The following is an 18,288-nucleotide window of genomic DNA, read 5'->3' as shown; positions in this document are numbered from 1 at the left end:
CTCCCTTCCGCGCGTCATCGCGTGTCTGATCGGTCCACCGAATTATCTTGACGTCAAGATACTATCGGATGCCTCGTCCTGTCCAACCTTCCCACGCCGCATCCGATAGTGGAGGCGGAGTGCGCGAGCCCGGCCGACGCGGAGTTCGTGGTCGGTGCGGAGCTCGCCGCGCTCGTCGCGATACAGCGTGAAGGACTCGTGGATCGGCACTCGCGCCGCCCAGCCGACAGATCCCGCACCGTGAACGAGCACATACGCCCCGTCCGCCCCATGGCTCCCCCGCCCCGACGAGAGCAGGAGGGCACCATCGGCCCGCACGTGCGGCCGCAGGAACACCTGCACGTTCCCCTTCTCGAGCGGGAAGGTGACGTGGACACTCGGCTGCGCGGACCCCGGAAGGGTGCGAACGGCATACGCACCGCTGAACAGGAACTGGCCGGTCCTGCGAAGGCGACGCAGCCACGCAGCCCACACCTGTGCGCCGCCCGCGTCCCGAATCGCGACGATCTCGCTGTCGATTCCGTGGCTCACGTCGAGTGGTTGCACCGGAAGGGCGAGCTGTTGGAGCCGCCGCCCGAAGAGGTGCTCGATGAGCATCCCGCCCGGGTGGAACACCGGCGACCAGCTCGACCAGGCGTCCATCGTCCACGCACCCGTGTGCTCGTAGAAGTCGCGCACGAGAGGGTCCACGTCGGCCACACAGAAGTCCGGCCCATCGAGGACCGCGAGGTCCGGCAGCAGGCCGTTGTCGGGGTGGCGCTCGACGCTGCCGGACACCGACGCCGCGGCCGCGTCGAGCCAGGAGGGCCCGATGACTCCGGCGTCCGCTGCCGGACCTCGCAGCCACGAATCGGCACCGTCGAGATCGATCCGTCGACCGACCGTGCGCCAGAACGCGCGGGTTCCGGCGTCAAGAATCCGGTATGCCGGGTGCCCGCCTTCGGTGGTCACGTCTCGTCGCGCTCGAAGATCGCCACACACTCGATGTGGTGCGTCATGGGAAAGGCATCGAAGGCACGCAGTGAGCCCAGAGCGTAGCCTCGCTCGACGAGGTAGGCCGTGTCACGAGCCAGGGCGGCCGGGTCGCAGGCGACGTAGGCAAGAACCCTCGGGGCGAGTGCGGCGACCGCACCGATCACTGCCTTGCCGGCCCCGGTGCGCGGTGGATCCAGGACGACGAGGTCAGCACTCGGTGGCATCGCGCTGTTCGGGCGGCGCGGCCCGCTCCGTCGACGTCCACCCTTGCGGGAGCCAGCGACGCGGCCGGTCGACTCGACCCCGAAGACGTGGTCGACCCGACCCTGCACGTAGTTCACCCATGGCGTGGACTCGACGTTGAGCCGAGCCTGCGCCACGGCCGTGGCGTCGGACTCGATGGCAATGACCTGTCCGTTCTCCCCCACGGCCTGCGCGAGTGCCGACGCGAAGACGCCGACCCCGGCGTAGAGGTCGAGGCACCGCTCCCCCGGCTGCGGACGCAAGCCGTCGATCACGGCGTCGACGAAGGTGGCGGCGGCGCCCGGGTGGACCTGCCAGAAGCCCCGGGCACTCACATCGAAATCACGCGAGAGTGCCTGTGCCGCAACGGTTTCGGTGACTACCGGCGCGTCGGCCTCATCAGTGGGAACCCGCACAATGACGGCCGGCCCTTCGCTCGGGGCGACGACGTCGACGGCCTTCTCACCCAGCCAATTGCCCTGCAGGACACCGGTTTCCACGACCCGCTCGCTCGCGATGAGGCAGTCGTCGATCGCCAGGAGGTCGTGGGAGCGGTGGCGCCGCATGCCTGCGCGACCATCAGGTCCAACGGCGAACTCGGTGCGGGAGCGCCACCGCAGCCCGCCGGTGTCTCCGGGGACCGGCTCGACGACGACGTCCCGCTCGATGTGCGCCAGTCGGCGCAGCTGCTCCTCGACGACGGCCGCCTTGAGGCGGCGCTGCTCGTCAAGGGCCACGTGCTGGAAGTCGCAGCCACCGCAGAGTCCGGGGCCGGCATACGGGCAGGGAGGAGTGACGCGCGACGACGAGGCGTCGAGGACCTCGATCGCGTCCGCGCGCTGGAAGCGGACTCCCGGACCGCCTTCGGTGATGCGCGCCCGGACCCGCTCCCCCGGGAGTGCGTGCCGGACGAAGAGGACGCGACCCTCGTGGCGGGCGACGACGAAACCGCCGTGGGCGATGGGCCCTGCCTCGACCTCGACCTCGTCACCGATTGCGAGGTCGCTCATCCCTCACCTCGACGGACGTCTCCGGCCACGGGACCGTCCATGCGGTCCTCGAAGCCCTCGGACGACGCGAGCTGCCACGGGACGGACGACACCATGACGCCGGGTGTGAAGAGCAGACGCCCCTTGAGGCGCAGCGCGCTCTGGTTGTGCAGCACCTGTTCCCACCAGTGGCCCAGCACGTATTCGGGGATGTAGACCGCGACGAGGTCACGCGGGTTGCCCGAGCGGATCGACTTCACGTAGTCGAGGATCGGGCGCGTGATCTCACGGTAGGGGCTGTCCAGCGCCTTGAGCGGGACGGGGATGTCCCGCTTGTCCCACTCGAGCTGGAGCGCCTTCGTCTCCTCGGGGTCGACGTCGACGGTCACCGCTTCGAGGATCGAGGGACGGGTCGCGCGGGCATAGGCGAGGGCCCTCAGGGTCGGCTTGTGGACCTTGGAGACGAGCACGATGGCGTGCACGCGCGAGGGCAGCAGCTGGGCCTTGGTATCCCCCTGGACGACCGTCAACTCGTCGCGCACGTGGTCGTAGTGCTTGCGGATGCCGACCATGATCACGTACAGCACGGCCATTGCGGCGATGGCGAAGCCGGCACCGTGGAGGAACTTGGTGGCGAGGACAACCAGAAGGACGAGGCCGGACATGACGGCCCCGACCGCGTTGATGATCCGGCTGCGGTGCATGCGAGCACGCTCGCGACCACTGCGCTCGACGGCGAGGTGGCGGTTCCAGTGCCGGATCATCCCGATCTGGCTCAGCGTGAACGAGACGAAGACACCCACGATGTAGAGCTGGATGAGCTTGGTGACCTCGGCGTCGTAGATCGCGATGAGTCCCGCAGCGGCTCCGGCCAGGATGAGGATGCCGTTGGAGTAGGCGAGGCGGTCGCCGCGGGTGTGCAGCTGACGCGGCAGGAAGCCATCGCGGGCCAGGATCGAGCCGAGGACCGGGAAGCCGTTGAACGCGGTGTTGGCGGCGAGGAAGAGGATGAGTCCGGTGACGATGGACACCAGGACGACGCCCGGGTGGAAGCCGTCGAAGACCGCCTTGGCCACCTGGCCCATGACGGTGTCCTGGACGTGGCCCTCACCGACCGGAACGCCGTCCTTGAGGAGCTGGGTGGCCGGATCCTCCGCGATCTTGACGTCGGTCCACAGGGCCAGCGCGATCATCGACACGAGCATCGAGATCGCGATGCTGCCCATGAGGAGCAGCGTCGTTGCGGCGTTGCGGCTCTTGGGCTTCTGGAAGGCGGGCACGCCGTTGGAGATGGCCTCGACACCGGTGAGCGCGGCACATCCGGAGGAGAAGGCCCGCAGCAACAGGAACGCCATCGCGGCGGTCCCGAGGGTGCCCATGCCGGGCTCCGGCGCCAGCTCGTAGGCCGCGCTCTCGGCCTTGGGGAGCGTCCCCGCGGCCTCGCGGAAGAAGCCGACGATCGCCATACCGATCACGGTGAACATGAAGAGGTAGGTGGGCACCGCGAAGGCCTTGCCCGACTCCCGGACCCCCCGCAGGTTCATCGCGGTGAGCAGCACGACGAGGGTGACGGCGGCCGCCACCTCGTGGCCGCGCAGAAAGGTGAAGGCGGAGGCGGCGTTCTGGATCCCGGCCGACACGGACACGGCGACCGTGAGGACGTAGTCGACGAGCAGCGCACTGCCCACGGTGAGTCCGGCCTTGGGGCCGAGGTTGACGCTGGCCACCTCGTAGTCGCCGCCGCCGGAGGGATAGGCGTGGACGTTCTGCCGATAGCTCATGACGACGACCGCCATGACGACGACCACCGCGAGTGCGATCTCCCACGAATGGGTGGCGGCCAGTGCGCCGCCCGCAAGGCCGAGGGTCAGCAGGATCTCGTCCGGCGCATAGGCCACGGACGACAAGGCGTCACTGGCGAACACGGGGAGCGCCAACCGCTTGGGGAGCAACGTCTCCCCGAGTCGGTCCGAGCGCATGGCTCGACCGAGGATGACGCGTTTGACCACGCGACCTGAGGAACTCACGAGCGCCACTCTATGCATCCGCGCACCCGGCCGGGTCCCACGTTCGTCGGTGTAGCGTCGGAGCGTGCATTTCGTGATCATGGGCTGCGGCCGTGTCGGTGCCTCACTCGCGCGTGCGCTCGAGCGGGCCGGGCACGAGGTGGCCATCATCGACCAGGACGAGACGGCTTTCCGCCGCCTCGACGCGTCCTTCGAGGGCCGCCGTGTCGTCGGTGTCGGATTCGACCGGGACACGTTGCGCGAGGCCGGGATCGAGGACGCCTACGCGTTCGCGGCGGTGTCCAGCGGGGACAACTCCAACATCCTCGCCGCCCGGGTCGCCCGTGAGAAGTTCGGCATCGAGAACGTCGTGGCCCGCATCTATGACCCCGGCCGCGCGGAGATCTACCAGCGGCTCGGCATCCCCACGGTCGCGACCGTCAAGTGGACGAGCGACCAGGTGCTGCGCCGCCTCCTCCCCCAGGGCCACGTGCCGGAGTTCACCGACCCGAGCGGGCGCGTCGTCATCGCCGAGATGCCGGTCAACCCTGAGTGGGTCGGGCGTCGCATCACCGACCTCGAGACCGTTGTGGGCGGACGCGTCGCCTTCATCACGCGCCTCGGCGAGGGCGTCATCCCCTCCCACGACACAGTCCACCAGGACGGCGACCTCGTCCACTTCGCCCTCGACCGCACCCGCCTCGCCGAGGCCGAGCGGATCCTCGACGCCGCTCCCCCGGCCAACTGACAAGGACCCTCAAGCATGCGCGTCGTCATCGCCGGAGCCGGGAGCGTGGGCCGCTCCATCGCCCGCGAACTCATCCGCAACGGGCACCAGTTGCTCCTCATCGACCGTGACGCCGACGGCGAACGGGTCGCCAAGGTCGCCGACGCCGCCTGGCTCCAGGCCGACGCGTGCGAACTGAGCGCCCTCACCGAGGCCGGAGTCGCCGACTGTGACGTCGTCGTCGCCGCCACCGGTGATGACAAGGCGAACCTCGTGGTGTCGCTGCTCGCCAAGACCGAGTTCGGCGTCCCGCGGACGGTCGCCCGGGTCAACAACCCCAAGAACGAGTGGATGTTCGACGAGGCGTGGGGCGTCGACGTCGCGGTGTCGACTCCGCGTCTCATGACCGCCCTCATCGAGGAGGCCGTGTCGGTCGGAGACCTCGTGCGCATCTTCGAGTTCCAGCAGGGTCGCGCCGCGATGGTAGAGATGACGTTGCCGGAGGGAAGCCCGTATGCCGGGACGCGAGTCGGCGACATCGCCTTCCCTGCCGATACGGTCCTGACCGCGATCATCCGCGGAGGGGCACCCATCGCGCCGAGTCGCGACGACGCGCTCGAGCCGCTCGACGAACTGCTCTTCATCACGACGACCGACGGTGAGTCCGACCTCGAGTCGATGCTCAGCCCGGGGACGACCCGCCAGAAGCGCGAGATCGACGACTGATCGGGTTCGGTTGTCTCAGTTGCCCTGTACCCCTGGCGCCCACGGCCGTGTCCGTCGACCGCTGTCAGTCGGCCTGGGCTTCGGGCTGCTCCCGATCCGGCTGTTGCGGCGTGTTCCCGCGCATGAGCAGCCACCCCATCACGGCGACGCCACCGATCCACAGCGGCCAGCCGAGCACGATCTTGGCGGCGCCCAGGGCCGCGACCTGACCGCCGAGATAGAGCGGGATCTGGATGGCGAGGCGGACGACGTAGAGGGCGACGAGCACCCACGTCAGGCGCGCGCAGACCCGGACCATCCCGGCGTCGCGTCGCCACGCGAACGGATCCTCCGCCGCCTTGGGGTCACCGGCACCGACGAGGAAACCCACGACGGGCCAGCGCACGAGGATGGAGACGAGCGTGCCGATGAGGTAGCCACCGGAGAGCAACATCCCGGGGAGAAAGGCATCCTCCGCCTTGCCACTGCGCATGGCGAAGAAGGCGGCGATGGCCGTCGCGAAGACGGCGCCGAGGACGTGCTGGAGGCTGGAGCGCTGCACGATGCGGGCGACCGCCAGCACGACCGCAACGGCCAGCGCCGACCACACGGCCTGCTTGAGGTCCTCGCGCCAGCTCCACACAGCGATGAAGGCGATCGTCGGCAGTGCCGTCTCGAGCGACCCACGCCAGCCACCCAGCGCGGTGGAGAGGCGGTGGCGAATCAGCTCCTCGACGGTCTGGGCGGTCTGCGCATCCACGTTCGCGGTCACTTGGCGGGCACGATCTGATAGCTCGGGTTGAAGATCGCCGGCTGCCCCTTGACCGTGGCGACCCGACCTTCGGCGATGAGGAAGACTCCCGGCTCGATCCCGGCAATGCGGCGGCGACCGATCCACACGAGGTTGACCGATCGCTCCCCGTCGAACAGTTCGGCCACGAGGACGGGGACGCTCTGGCGAGGGGGCATCGTGATGCACCTGATGCTGCCGGCAACCGTGGCCGGCTTGCGGTCCACCAGCTTGCCGGCGCAGGCCACGGCCGCCTCGGGGTCGGAGATGGTGCGCTGCCGGATCTCGTCCGCCTCGAGCTGGGCGTCGGTCCGGGCCAGGTCGCGCAGCCGCTCCTTGAGACCCATCACCGCACCTCGGTGATCTCGGGTCCGCGCTCGAACGGGTTGAGGTCGTCGGTCGAGGTGGGGGCACCGTCGGTTGCCGGGGCCTCCGGCATCGGTGCGGCCTCTTCCTGCGGCAGTCGCAGCGGGAGCAGCTCACGCGGGGCCATCGGATCGCCCCCGCGGACCACGACGGTCTGACGGAAGATCTCGAGCAGCGGCTCAGCCGCCGACTCGTCGATCGCGCCCCGCCCGGAGATGACTCCCCGGAGGAACCAACGGGGGCCGTCGATCCCGAGGAATCGGGCGGGAGCGAACACGGTGCGACCGTCGGGGCCGGCACTGGGCATGCGGGTGCGGAGCTCGCCGCCGAAGTCGGTGTACTCGACGTCCGCGGTTCCGCCCTGACCCTCGATGGCCTCGGCGATCTCGGACCGGATGTCGGCCCACAGCCCACCCGAACGGGGCGCGGCAAAAGCCTGCATCTGGAGGGCGGACTCGCCGAGAACAGCCGTCGCCGCAATGACGTGCTGCTGCTCCTGGTCAATCTCGAGGCGCAACTCCATGCCCTCGGCGCCACTGATCCGCAGCGCTCCGAGGTCCAGTCGGCCGTCGTCGTCGGGGACCTCGCTCGCGTCGAACGGTCCGGCCGAACGGTCGACCGGCAGGTCGACGACGGACTCACTCACGGAGTCGGCGCCGTCCTCGGCATCGCTCGAAGGGCTGGCGTCCGCGTCGACGGATGCGTCGGCGTCGGTGGTGTCGTCGATCGCGGTCGCGTCGTCGACGGCCGTCTCTGCGTCGGCCTTGCGCCGGCGAAAGATGCTCACGGTGTGGTCACTTCCTCGAAGATGTGTGGGGGCGTCGAACCGAAGCCTCCGGTGGATCCATGTCCAGTGTCACCCCGGACGCTGTCCGGGAGCGAGTCGGTCTCGCTGAAGTCTGCGTGGAGGTACTCCTGCACGACCAATTGGGCGATCCGGTCCCCCACGTTGACCGTGAACGGCTCACGCTGGTCGAGGTTCACGAGGTTCACGAGGATCTCGCCGCGGTAGCCGGAGTCGACCGTGCCAGGGGCATTGACGACGGTGATTCCGTGCTTCGCGGCCAGGCCGGAGCGCGGGTGAACCAGACCGACGGTGCCCGGCGGCAGCGCCAGCGCGATGCCGGTCGGCACGAGCGCCCGCTCGCCGGGTGCGAGCGTCACGGACGCGACGGCCGTGAGGTCGGCGCCGGCATCACCATCGGAGGCGTATGCCGGTGGGCGGGCTTCCGGAGAGAGCCGCCGAAAGGCGACCGGAATGCGAGAAGGGCCAGTCACGGGGACTGACCCTATCTCGCTCAGGCGCGTGATCCGACAACGATCGGATCGCAGTGACAACTGTTCAGGCTGCGCACTCGCTGCAGACCATCTGGCCGTTCTTCTCGGAGGCCAACTGGCTGCGGTGGTGCACGAGGAAGCACCGGGAACAGGTGAACTCGTCGGCCTGACGCGGGATGACCCGCACCGACATCTCTTCACCCGACAGGTCCGCGCCCGGGAGCTCGAACCCCTCGGCCTGCTCGGTCTCGTCAACGTCGACACTCGAGGACCGCTTGTCGTTGCGACGCGTCTTCAACTCCTCAATGGAGTCCTCCGACAGCTCGTCATCCGTCTTGCGGGGGGCGTCGTAATCGGTCGCCATGGCTCTCCTTCCCAAAGAAATCGGACCACCCACCGGGTGAGAATCCGGCGATGGCATCCCTGCTGGCCCAGTCAACGCACGGAGTGTCGATTTTGTGCCCGTGCGAGCGGCGATTGTGCACCATTCGCGGGCGCATTGCCACAACGGACCCTCAACTAGTCCTGAAGATGTTGCGAGGTGCCCACTTCGACGAGTCCCGGGAAGGTCCCGGCGAGCCCCGGGGCGCATGCCCAGGTGAGCGACTCCCCCGGTCCGTTGAAGCCCCCGACGGAAGCCCCGGCCTCGGTCGCCACGAGCCACCCGGCAGCGAGGTCCCAGGGGTTGAGCCCGGTCTCGTAGTACGCGTCCAGCGTGCCGGCGCCGATGGCGCAGAGGTCGAGCGCGGCGCTGCCGATACGACGGATGTCGCGCACCATCGGCAGGAGGTCGAGCAGCAGGCGAGCCTGACGCTCACGGCGCTGTGCGGCATACCCGAATCCGGTTCCCATGAGCGCCTGTCCCACCTCCGTGCAGGAGGTCGGCGACAGTCGGCTCTCCGTCCCGTCCTGACGCAGCAGGCGCGCACCACCGCCAGAGCGAGCACAGAAGAGCTCGCCGGAGACCGGGTTGTGGACCGCGCCGACGAAGGGGCGCCACGCGCCCTGCGTCGTCGGGTCGCCGACGACTGCGGCGACCGACACGGCATACGCGGGTATGCCGTAGAGGTAGTTGACGGTTCCGTCGATCGGATCGATGACCCACGTGATGCTGGACGTGCCGGTGACGCCACCCCGTTCTTCGCCCAGGACGGCATCGTCCGGACGTGCCTCGCGGATTCGCGCGATGAGGTGGTCCTGGGAACGCTGGTCCATGACGGTGACGACATCGGTTGCGGTGGACTTGGTCTCCGCGACCTCGACGGCGTCAGGGCGCTCGTCGACGACGAGACGACCAGCCGTCCGGGCGAGATCGATCGCGAGGGCCTCGAGTTCGACGATCAGGTCGGTTGCCGGGAGAGCGGGTGACTGGGGTTGCTCGGCCATGTCAGTCCCTCCCGCAGAGCGCCGGGCGGGCTTCTCGGAGGTTGGGGCAGCAGCCCGAGTCGCAGATCGACGGCCGGACGTCACCCGAGTCGGCCTGGGCCGGAACGACCACCTCGTCCCGGGCCTCGGCCGCCCGCTCCTCGACAAGGTCGACGAGGGCCTCGACGAAGAGCGGATGCGTCCCCGCGGTCGGGACGCGGACGAAGCCCAGACCGAGACGTTCGGCGCTCTCGCGCGCTTCACGGTCGAGGTCGTTGACGACCTCCATGTGGTCCGAGACGAAACCGATCGGTGCGACGACGACGTCCGTGACGCCTCCTGCCGCGAGTTCGGCGAGGCGGTCGTTGATGTCGGGCTCGAGCCACGGTGTGCGAGGGCTGCCCGACCGGGAGCAGAACACGAGCTCGTGCTCGAGCGTCGTGCCCGTGCGCTCGGCGAGGCCCTGCGCGATGAGGTGGCCGGCGCGCAGGTGCTGCTCGATGTAGAGGTTGCCGTCGCCGTCACCGGGGCCGGAGGTGTCGTCCATGGCGTCCGGGACGGAGTGGGTCACGAACAGGAGCCGCGTGGTGGTCGCGCGCTTCGGGTCGACCGTGCCCACGGCCTCGACCAGGCGCTCAAGATTCGCGGCGACGAAACCGGGGTGCAGCGCGTAGGGCCGGATCTTGTCGAGCTGCAGGTCGACGGCGGCCAGCCCCAACTCATCCGTCGCGGCGGCGAGGTCCTCGCGGTACTGCCGACAGCCGGAGTAGGACGAGTAGGCCGACGTCACGACCACGCAGATCCGCAGGTGGCCCTCGGCCCGCGCCGCACGCAGGGTGTCCGTGAGGAAGGGGTCGCTGTTGCGGTTGCCCCACAGGACCGGGCGGCTCTCGTCGCGGCGGGCGAGTTCGGCCTCGATCGCCGCAAGCAGCTCTCGGTTCTGGTCGTTGATGGGGCTGCGTCCGCCGAAGTGGTGGTAGTGCTTCGCCACTTCCTCGAGGCGCTCTTCGGGTACGTCACGGCCCGCCGTCACCCGCCGGAGGAATGGAACGACCTCTTCCGGAGCTTCCGGACCGCCGAAGGAGAGCAGGAGGACGGCGTCGTAGGGCGTGAGTGCGTCATCGACGGACGGGTTCGACATGGTCCCAACCTAACGAGGGTGCGGCATGGCGCACGGACGAGGTGCGGCTCCTCGTTCCCTGGGCCAGGTGCGGTTGCTCGTCTCCGACCGGCGTGGGCTGCTTTGTCCCACGCCTCCGGGGTGGCACAGTCAAGGGTGACCTGACCACAGCCCGGGAGATCTCTGATGCAAGACCTTCGTCTCATCGGCGTCCACGAGGACGGAGAGCACGTCCTCCTCTCCGATGCCGAGGGCAAGCGCTACCGCGTCGCCCTCGACGAAGCGATGCGTGCTGCCGCCCGCCGCGATCGGCCGCGCCTCGGTCAGCTCCAGATCGAGATCGACGGCGGCCTCCGACCGCGCGATGTCCAGGCCCTCATCCGCTCCGGACTCTCGACCGAGGAAGTCGCCGATCGAGCTGGCTGGACCGTGCAGAAGGTGCAGCGGTTCGAGGGTCCCGTCCTCGCCGAGCGTGAATACGTCGCCAACCAGGCCCGCGCTGTCGTCATCGGCACGACGCGTCCGCGCGCCGGCTCCGGACGGTCTGCAGGGGTCGAGCAAACGCTCGGGAGCCGCGCTGATGAGCGCCTCAAGTCCCGCGGTGTCGCCGAGGAGTTGGTGCGCTGGGACTCCGCACGACTCGATGACGGGCAGTGGACCGTCACGGCAACGTTCCCTGCAGGTGGCCGTGAGCGGTCCGCCTCGTGGCGGTTCGACCCGCGGCTCAAGTCGCTGGTGCCCGGCAACGACGAGGCTCGTTGGCTCAGTGAGGAAGCAAGCGGTGATTCCGCGATTCCCACTCCCCACGTGGCGACCAACGCGAACCGCGCCAGCGCAGTCTTCGATGTCGAGGCCGAGGGCGGGGTGGCCGAGGGACGGTCACGTGGCGGCTCCACGCGAAGAACGAACCAGCAATCGGCATCCGGCTCGACGTCGGACTCCGCTTCGGGCGCCGAAGCACACCCGGAGTCCTCTGACTCTGGATCGTCCGATGGCGCTGCAGGCGATGACTCTGCCGCCAGCGGTGGCACGATCTCGGCCCAGCGGGCCACGTCGCGCGAACCGATCGACCTCATGGCCGCGATGCGGGAGCAGTCGAACCGCTCCCGTCGCGGCCGGGGGCGCCGTCGCACGTCCCCGACCCACACGCCGGTGGAGGACTCGCCTCGCGACGACGCGCTGCCCATCGAGGAACTGGTGATGGACCCGGCGACGGCCCCCGAGCCCCCCGCAGCCCGGGGCGAGCACCCGGTGGAGGCACACCTCGACGACCGGGCCCCGGCCGAAGCCGCTGAGCCGGCACTCGCGGACGACGACTCGAACTCGACGGTCAACCCCGCCACGAACGAGGCGAACGCGGACGAGGTCGACTCGGAGACTCATGCGGACTCGGACTCGGACTCGGTGGAGTCGGCTTCAGCGGACTCCGACGCAGCCGACTCCGACGCAGCGGACTCGGCCAGCGACGCCGATGGGCCCGACGACACGCACAACGCCGAGGCGACCGCTCGCGGGACTTCGGACAAGGCGAAGCTCACGCCGGTTCCGAACGGCGACAACTCCGGTCGAGGACGCAAGTCCTCCGGTCGCAAGGGCGGGCGCCCGAGCGTCCCCAGCTGGGACGACATCATGTTCGGCGGCGGGCGCGGCAACTCGTGATGGCCGCACGCGGCACTTTCTGAAACTCAGTCAGAACGCACCCCGGAGCACAGCGTCAGTCGCGCGGCGGCACCGGACACACGTCGAGATCGAACGGCAGCACGTCCGGAGTGGCCGACGCCATCCGGGCGGCGTGGCTGTTCATCCGCCGCATGTAGTGGCGGCGACACAGAACCTCGTACTCGACGAGGGTCGCGCTCGCCGCGGCAGTGTCCCCCACGACGACCTGTTCGCCCTCGACGACCATGACACCGTCGATGATGCGCGCGTTGTGCGTGGCCCGGGCGCCGCACCAGCAGAGCGCCGCGACCTGGAGCACCTGCACCCGGTCGGCGAGTTCGAACAGTCGCTTGGCCCCGGGAAACAGTTCGGTGCGGAAGTCGGCCGTGATGCCGAAGCAGTTCACGTCGATCCCGAGTTCGTCGACGATGCGGGCGAGCTGCTCGATCTGCTCGGCCGTATAGAACTGGGCCTCGTCGCAGATGAGGTAGTCGGCCCGGTGCCCGTGCGTGAGGTGGTCCACGACCACGTCCCAGAAGTCGAGTTCGTCGGTGACTTCGTGCGCCTCCGTCGACAGGCCGAGGCGGGACGACAGGACCGACTCACCCATGCGGTCGAGCTTGGTGAAGATCAGCCCGACACGTGAGCGGGCACGGTGGTTGTGGTCCATCTGGAGCGCGAGCGTGGACTTGCCGCAATCCATCGTCCCGGAGAAGAACACCAACTCAGCCACGAGCCGACACCCTATGTTGCGCGAGCGGGTACGTGGAACATCGGCACGGGCACTTCGGCGTCCGTGAGTGAACCGTGCAGGCCCAGAAGGGCGAGCAGCTGCGGTCGCTGGTGCCGCGAGTCGACGATGGCGTGATCGTCGCGCATCGCCACCACCACGTCGCCAATACGCGAAAGGTGCTCGCCCCGCACCGCTCCGAACAGCCCTGCGGCCACGGCCTCGTCACGCGAGAGCACCCACGCACGCTCGCCGACGCGCCCACGCCACGTGGCGAGCACGTCAGCGGCGGCACCCGGCTCGCAATAGAGCTGCGGCGCGCGCGGCTCTCCCCCGCTGTGCCGCACACCCGCGGCCAGTTCGGCGTCGTGCGCGAGATCGATGCGGTTCTCCATGGGCACGTCCACCATGCCGTGGTCGGCCGTGATCGTCAGCGAGCAGTCGGACGGGAGGCCGTCCGCCAACCTCGCCAACGACCGGTCGATCGACTCCAGCTCATCGCCCCACTGCCAGGACTCGCACCCGTGCACGTGCCCGACCTTGTCGAGCTCCCCCCAATAGAGATAGGTCAATGACGACGACCGCGACCGCGCGTGCGCGAGGGTGGCGTCAACGCGGGCGTCGAGTTCTTCGGCAGCGACGAATCGCCCTCCCCGCAACGCTGCTCGCGTCAGACCCGACCCGTCGAAGAACGCCGGCCCCGTCCGCACAACGTCGATTCCCGCCGCCGCTGCGCGCTCGAACCACGTGCTGCGGGGCTGCCAGAGTTCGGGCACCGGCCCGTCCTCCCACGACAGCTCGTTGAGGAGACGATCCTCCTCCGGCACGAGCACCTCGTAGCCGAGCATCCCGTGCCCGCCCGGCGTCAACCCCGTCCCGAACGAACCCATCGACGACGCCGTCGTGGACGGGAACCCGCTGACGACGCGCTGCCCCGTCTCGAAGAGCGAGCGCAACCACGGTGCGTGCCCGCCACGCCGTCTCAGGAGGTCGTATCCCAGACCGTCGACGAGGACGACGACGGCGCTCCGCGCTCGCGGAAGGGCCCAGCGCGGCGCACTGGCCGCGACGCCGAGAGAGGCCGCGATCGAGGGCAGGACGTCGGACAAACCGCCTTCGGTGTATGCCGGGACGCCCAGCCCCGGAGGCACGTCACCTGACGTTGCGCTCGGGTTCGCCTTGCGTGGTTTGCGCGCCTTGCGAGGTGCAGGCTCCGCCACTGCCTCACCCCCGGGGTCGGTCACGTGGCGGTCACTGGCCGAGGGCGGCCGAGAGGTCGTGGGCAAACGAGAGCGCCTGCTGGAGCGCGGCGTCACCATCCGCGGTCGCCGACACACGCAGCGCGATGTCGTCGCTCGAGATCGTGCCGTCGTAGCCGTGGTCCGCGTCGCACCCGGGATCACCGCACGTCGCGGGCAGGAGGTCGACCCGACTCACGGCACCCCAGCCGAGGGTGAGGGTGAGTTCGCGACCGAGGGAACCGGGCACGTAGTTCTGGGGATCGGAGACGACGTGCGTGAGCATCACTCCGCGCACGGCCGACAGCGGGATGCTCTCGGTGGTGGCGGTCGCGACCTCCTGGGCCAGGGCGGCGGCGTGCGCCCCGCCCCCCGCGTCGACACCGGCTCCCACACCGGCGCCTGCTGCATCTCCGGACCCCGCGCCCGCCGCCTCGTCGGCGTGGTCGTCTGCGTGGGCAATGACCAGTCGGGAGGGCGTGAGGACGAGCACCGTCACGTGCCGACGAATGACGTCGCGGTCAAAGGTGGTCTCGAGGTGCACGAGGTGCGACCGGACCTGCTCCCCCGCGAGAGCGGCGGCGACGACGTCACCGACGAGGGCCGGGTAGTAGCCCGCCCGCTCGATCGCGGCGGTGAGGTCCACCGGGAGGGTGGGGACGTCGAACGAACGCATCATGGGCCCATTCTGCCGCACCGACGGCGCTGCTCCGCGCTGTCCACAGGCGGCTCGGTCAGGTCAGGGACCGCCGGCCGGGGTCGGCCCGCCGCTCGATCGGGGCCACGGTCACCTCTGCCCCGAGCACCTCGACACCGCCGGGATGGGCGTTGACAGGGTTGAGCCGGAGCGAGACCAGTTCGGGCATGTCGTCGCTCATGACGGACACGCGGGCGATGAGGTCGGCGAGGGCGGCACGGTGCACCGGCGTCGACCCGCGGTGCCCATGGAGGACGGGTGCCGCCTTGACCGAGGAGATGAGCTCGGAGACGGCGACGTCCGTCAGGGGTGGGATGCGGTGGGCGATGTCGTCGAGGAGCTCCGTGGGCAGACCGGCGACGCCGAAGCTCACGACGGGTCCGAACAGGGGGTCCTCGTCCGCGGTGACCACGCACGCAACGCCCGGCGTTGCCATCCGTTGGACCTCGAGCTGGTCGGCGGCGAGCGGCGACAGTCGTTCGTGAAGGGACGCCCACGCCTCACGGACGGACTGGTCGTTGGCGAGGTCGACACGCACACCCGTGATCCCGCCCTGGTGGCGGAGCATGGGCGCCGTCGACTTCAGCACCACGGGATAACCCATGTCCTCGGCGGCCTGCACGGCTTCCTCCACCGTCTCCACCGCTCGGGACGGCCACAACTCGATGCCATAGGCACTGAGCAACGCCGACGTCTCGTCCGCGTCGAGTCGGCGCCCTTCGGGACTCACGGACAGGACGGTCTGGACGACGTCCTCGGCGACACGGCGGTTGATCCCGGCCGGAGCGACAGGCAGGCCGTGGTCCTTGTTGCGCCACGCGGCATACTTCGTCGCCTTGGCGAGCGCATAGGCGGCGTCCTCGGGCATGGCATAGATCGGGATGGCCTGGCCGGACGCGCCACCCTCGTCCATCGAGGTGGACGAGTCGACGCCGCGCATGCCGAGGAACGTTGCGACACAGGTCTTGTCGGACTTCTGTGCCGCCGCTCGCACAGCGTCGGTGACCTCTTCGTCGTGAGCGGCGATCGGCGGGATGAAGCAGGTGAGGACCGAATCGACATCGGGGTCGTCGAAGGCCTTGGTGAGCGCTTCCCGGAAGTCCTCGGGGGTCGCGTCGGACCGAAGGTTCACCGGCCCGTGCGTGACGGTCAATCCGCGTTGCGCGACGGCGCCGGCCGACAGCGCGCCCAGGGCCGAGGAGTTGCCGACGATGGCAACCCGACGGCCTGCGGGCAGCGGCTGGTGCACGACCAACTGGGCGACGTCGAACATCTGGTGGACGTTGGACACGCGGATCGCCCCGGCCTGGCGAAGCATCGCGCCGAACACGGCTGGCCGCACCTTCGTTCGCCGCACTCGGTGGCCCGGCGGGGTGCCGTACGACGACACACCGGACTGGACGACGATCACGGGCTTGATCCGGCCGAGGTTGCGGGCGATCCGCGAGAACTTGCGCGGGTTGCCCATGGACTCGAGATAGAGGCCGACCGCGTGGGTGTCCTCGTCGTCGATCCAGTACTGCATGAGGTCGTTGCCGGACACGTCGACGCGGTTGCCGGCCGAGGCGAAGGTCGAGATGCCGAGGTTGCGACGGGCCGCCGATGCGAGGACCGCGATCCCCAACGCGCCCGACTGCGCGAAGAGACCCAAGTGCCCGGTCGGCGGCTGGTCCGGCGAGAGCGACGCGTTGAGGGAGAACTCCGCGTCCGTGTTGATCAGCCCGAACGAGTTCGGCCCGACGATGCGCATGCCCGACCCGCGAGCGCGTCGGACGAGCTCGGCCTGGAGTTCGTCCCCGCCGTCCCCGGCCGCCTCGCCGAAGCCGGCACTGACGATGAGCAACGCATCGACGTCGGCGGCAGCGCATTCGTCGACGACCCCGAGGACCTTGTCGGCCGGGACCGCGATGACCGCGAGGTCGACGTGGCCGGGGACGTCACCGATCGTGTCGTAGGCCTTGCGCCCCAGGATCTTCTTCGCGTTGCCGTTGACGGGGTGGGCCTCGCCCGTGAAGCCAGCGGCGAGGAGATTCTTGAGGAAGTGGTGGCCCATCGACTGGGGGGAACGGCCCGCGCCGATGACCGCGACGGTGCGGGGGCGCAGCATTCGGCTGACGCTGATGGCCTCGGCGCGGTGTTCGCGCGACATGGCGACGGCCTTGGACCGGTCGGTCGGCTCGATGTCGAAGTGCAGCGCGACGACGCCGTCCTCGACCTTGCGGCTCACCTCGTAGCCGGCCTCCGAGAAGACGGTGAGCATCTTCCGGTTCTGCGGCAGCACCTCTGCGGTGAAGCGGGAGATGCCGAACTCCTGCGCGATCGCGGCAAGGTGCTCGAGCAGGACCGAGCCGATCCCCCGCCCCTGGTAGTGGTCGCTGACGTTGAACGCCACCTCCGCCGACGACGGCTCGGTGCGGTCATAACGGCCGATGCCGATGATCTCGTCCCGCACCGTGATGACGAGCGCGACGCGGTCCTCGTAGTCGACGTGGGTGAAGCGGTGCACGTCCTTGTCGGACAGGTGTCGCAGCGGCGCGAAGAACCGCAGATAGATCGACTCCTCCGACTGCCGCGCGTGAAAGGCCCGAATGCGCTTCTCGTCGGCCGGCATGATCGGACGAAGGTGGCCGACACTGCCATCGCGGAGCACGACGTCGGCCTCCCACTGGACCGGGTAGCCCGGCGGCAGTTCGGGCTCGTCGCTCATGTGCCCATCGTGGCACGGCACGATGACCTCCATGGACCTCATCGATGCGGTGTCGCGACGGCGGATGGTGCGGCGCTTCGACCCCGACCGCGATGTCCCCGCCGAGACGGTCGCGCAGCTCGTGGCACTCGCCCAGCGGGCACCGAGCGCGGGCCACACCCAGGGCTGGGACGTCCTCGCCCTGTCCGACCCCGCCGACCGCGCCCGCTTCTGGGAGGTGAGCCGCGAGATCGACGGTGAGCCGAGCGCGTGGCTGCGCGGAGTCTCCGCAGCGCCGGTCCTCCTGATCATGCTCGCCGACCCGACGGCATACCTCGATCGGTATGCGGAGCCGGACAAGGGCTGGACCGACCGCTCTCTCGATCGGTGGCCGATTCCCTACTGGGACACCGACACCGCGATGGCGGCGATGATCCTCCTGCTCGGCGCCGTCGATGCCGGACTGGGCGCGTTGTTCTTCGGCGTACCCGCCGCTCGGCACGAGGCCGTCAAGGCGGCGTATGCCGTCCCGTCCGGTCGTCGGATCGTCGGCGTCATCGCGTTGGGTCACGAAGCGCAACGGGTGACGAGTCCGTCGCTGCGACGCGGTCGGCGGCCGCTGCGTGAGGTGCTCCACCACGGCCGGTTCGGCGCGTCGGGGGCGGCACCGTCGGAGGCGTGAGTGAAGATGGAGTGATCGCTCGCCGCGCGTCG

The 18,288-nt window shown here is 69.6% G+C and carries 18 protein-coding genes; 4 read left to right on the top strand and 14 right to left on the bottom strand.

The window, feature by feature from the left end; all coding sequences use genetic code 11:
- Positions 1 to 42: 42 nt before the first annotated feature.
- Genes N803_RS04165 through N803_RS04155 form a run of 3 tightly spaced genes read right to left on the bottom strand, consistent with a single transcriptional unit; the run spans position 43 to position 4,252 of the window.
- Positions 43 to 951 carry a hypothetical protein gene (locus N803_RS04165; RefSeq protein ID WP_035902913.1) on the bottom strand — a complete coding sequence of 303 codons (909 nt, stop codon included), beginning with the start codon at positions 949 to 951 and terminating at the stop codon, positions 43 to 45.
- Complete coding sequence (locus N803_RS04160; RefSeq protein WP_035902912.1) at positions 948 to 2,228, bottom strand: class I SAM-dependent RNA methyltransferase; 1,281 nt, start codon at positions 2,226 to 2,228, stop codon at positions 948 to 950. Before N803_RS04160 ends, N803_RS04165 begins: the two co-directional genes overlap by 4 nt.
- The gene (locus N803_RS04155) at positions 2,225 to 4,252 is read right to left on the bottom strand and encodes an APC family permease (protein WP_052111761.1); all 2,028 of its coding nucleotides are present in this window, start codon (positions 4,250 to 4,252) and stop codon (positions 2,225 to 2,227) included. Before N803_RS04155 ends, N803_RS04160 begins: the two co-directional genes overlap by 4 nt.
- Positions 4,253 to 4,298: 46 nt before the next feature.
- Between N803_RS04155 and N803_RS04150 the strand changes: the two genes are divergently transcribed.
- Positions 4,299 to 4,961 (top strand): potassium channel family protein, encoded by a 663-nt coding sequence (locus N803_RS04150; protein WP_035902911.1) that lies wholly within the window; start codon positions 4,299 to 4,301, stop codon positions 4,959 to 4,961.
- Positions 4,962 to 4,976: 15 nt separating this feature from the next.
- Positions 4,977 to 5,666, top strand: coding sequence for a potassium channel family protein (locus tag N803_RS04145; protein WP_035902910.1), 690 nt, complete (start codon positions 4,977 to 4,979; stop codon positions 5,664 to 5,666).
- A 64-nt stretch (positions 5,667 to 5,730) separates the two neighbouring features.
- Here N803_RS04145 and N803_RS04140 read toward each other — a convergent pair whose 3' ends face one another.
- From N803_RS04140 to N803_RS04110, 7 genes are all read right to left on the bottom strand, one after another.
- Positions 5,731 to 6,417 carry a DUF3159 domain-containing protein gene (locus N803_RS04140; RefSeq protein WP_035902907.1) on the bottom strand — a complete coding sequence of 229 codons (687 nt, stop codon included), beginning with the start codon at positions 6,415 to 6,417 and terminating at the stop codon, positions 5,731 to 5,733.
- Positions 6,414 to 6,782: an OB-fold nucleic acid binding domain-containing protein gene (locus N803_RS04135; protein WP_035902906.1), complete on the bottom strand. Its 369-nt coding sequence runs from the start codon at positions 6,780 to 6,782 to the stop codon at positions 6,414 to 6,416. The genes N803_RS04140 and N803_RS04135 overlap by 4 nt, the downstream gene beginning before the upstream one ends.
- Positions 6,782 to 7,588 carry a DUF3710 domain-containing protein gene (locus N803_RS04130; protein ID WP_035902903.1) on the bottom strand — a complete coding sequence of 269 codons (807 nt, stop codon included), beginning with the start codon at positions 7,586 to 7,588 and terminating at the stop codon, positions 6,782 to 6,784. Before N803_RS04130 ends, N803_RS04135 begins: the two co-directional genes overlap by 1 nt.
- Complete coding sequence (gene dut / locus N803_RS04125) at positions 7,585 to 8,079, bottom strand: dUTP diphosphatase (protein ID WP_035902902.1); 495 nt, start codon at positions 8,077 to 8,079, stop codon at positions 7,585 to 7,587. Before dut ends, N803_RS04130 begins: the two co-directional genes overlap by 4 nt.
- Before the next feature lie 64 nt (positions 8,080 to 8,143).
- Positions 8,144 to 8,443 (bottom strand): DUF4193 domain-containing protein, encoded by a 300-nt coding sequence (locus N803_RS04120; RefSeq protein WP_035902900.1) that lies wholly within the window; start codon positions 8,441 to 8,443, stop codon positions 8,144 to 8,146.
- A 155-nt stretch (positions 8,444 to 8,598) separates the two neighbouring features.
- Positions 8,599 to 9,465, bottom strand: a complete 867-nt coding sequence (locus N803_RS04115) for an inositol monophosphatase family protein (RefSeq protein WP_035902898.1) — start codon at positions 9,463 to 9,465, stop codon at positions 8,599 to 8,601.
- 1 nt (position 9,466) lies between these two features.
- Complete coding sequence (locus N803_RS04110) at positions 9,467 to 10,585, bottom strand: ferrochelatase (RefSeq protein ID WP_035902896.1); 1,119 nt, start codon at positions 10,583 to 10,585, stop codon at positions 9,467 to 9,469.
- Between the two features lie 165 nt (positions 10,586 to 10,750).
- On the opposite strand from N803_RS04110, the gene sepH reads away from it, so the two are divergent.
- Positions 10,751 to 12,223, top strand: coding sequence for a septation protein SepH (gene sepH, locus N803_RS17310; RefSeq protein ID WP_052111760.1), 1,473 nt, complete (start codon positions 10,751 to 10,753; stop codon positions 12,221 to 12,223).
- Between the two features lie 55 nt (positions 12,224 to 12,278).
- On the opposite strand, the gene N803_RS04100 is transcribed toward sepH, so the two are convergent.
- From N803_RS04100 to N803_RS04085, 4 genes are all read right to left on the bottom strand, one after another.
- Positions 12,279 to 12,956, bottom strand: a complete 678-nt coding sequence (locus N803_RS04100) for a thymidine kinase (protein WP_035902895.1) — start codon at positions 12,954 to 12,956, stop codon at positions 12,279 to 12,281.
- A gap of 11 nt (positions 12,957 to 12,967) precedes the next feature.
- Positions 12,968 to 14,104 carry an alkaline phosphatase family protein gene (locus N803_RS04095; RefSeq protein WP_035903315.1) on the bottom strand — a complete coding sequence of 379 codons (1,137 nt, stop codon included), beginning with the start codon at positions 14,102 to 14,104 and terminating at the stop codon, positions 12,968 to 12,970.
- A 100-nt stretch (positions 14,105 to 14,204) separates the two neighbouring features.
- A complete protein-coding gene (locus N803_RS04090) occupies positions 14,205 to 14,870 on the bottom strand; it encodes a DUF5998 family protein (RefSeq protein ID WP_156969652.1) in 666 nt (221 codons plus the stop codon).
- Between the two features lie 55 nt (positions 14,871 to 14,925).
- Entirely contained in the window at positions 14,926 to 17,595 is a 2,670-nt protein-coding gene (locus tag N803_RS04085; protein WP_035903312.1) for a bifunctional acetate--CoA ligase family protein/GNAT family N-acetyltransferase, read from the bottom strand.
- 31 nt (positions 17,596 to 17,626) lie between these two features.
- Here N803_RS04085 and N803_RS04080 point away from each other — a divergent pair, with 31 nt between their 5' ends.
- On the top strand, positions 17,627 to 18,256 hold the full coding sequence (locus N803_RS04080) for a nitroreductase family protein (protein WP_035902893.1): 630 nt from the start codon (positions 17,627 to 17,629) through the stop codon (positions 18,254 to 18,256).
- Positions 18,257 to 18,288 lie beyond the last annotated feature (32 nt).

The sequence above is a fragment of the Knoellia subterranea KCTC 19937 genome (assembly GCF_000768685.1).
Classification (GTDB): domain Bacteria; phylum Actinomycetota; class Actinomycetes; order Actinomycetales; family Dermatophilaceae; genus Knoellia; species Knoellia subterranea.
Note: the sequence above shows the minus strand (reverse complement) of the source record. Positions and strands in the feature narration are given on the sequence as shown.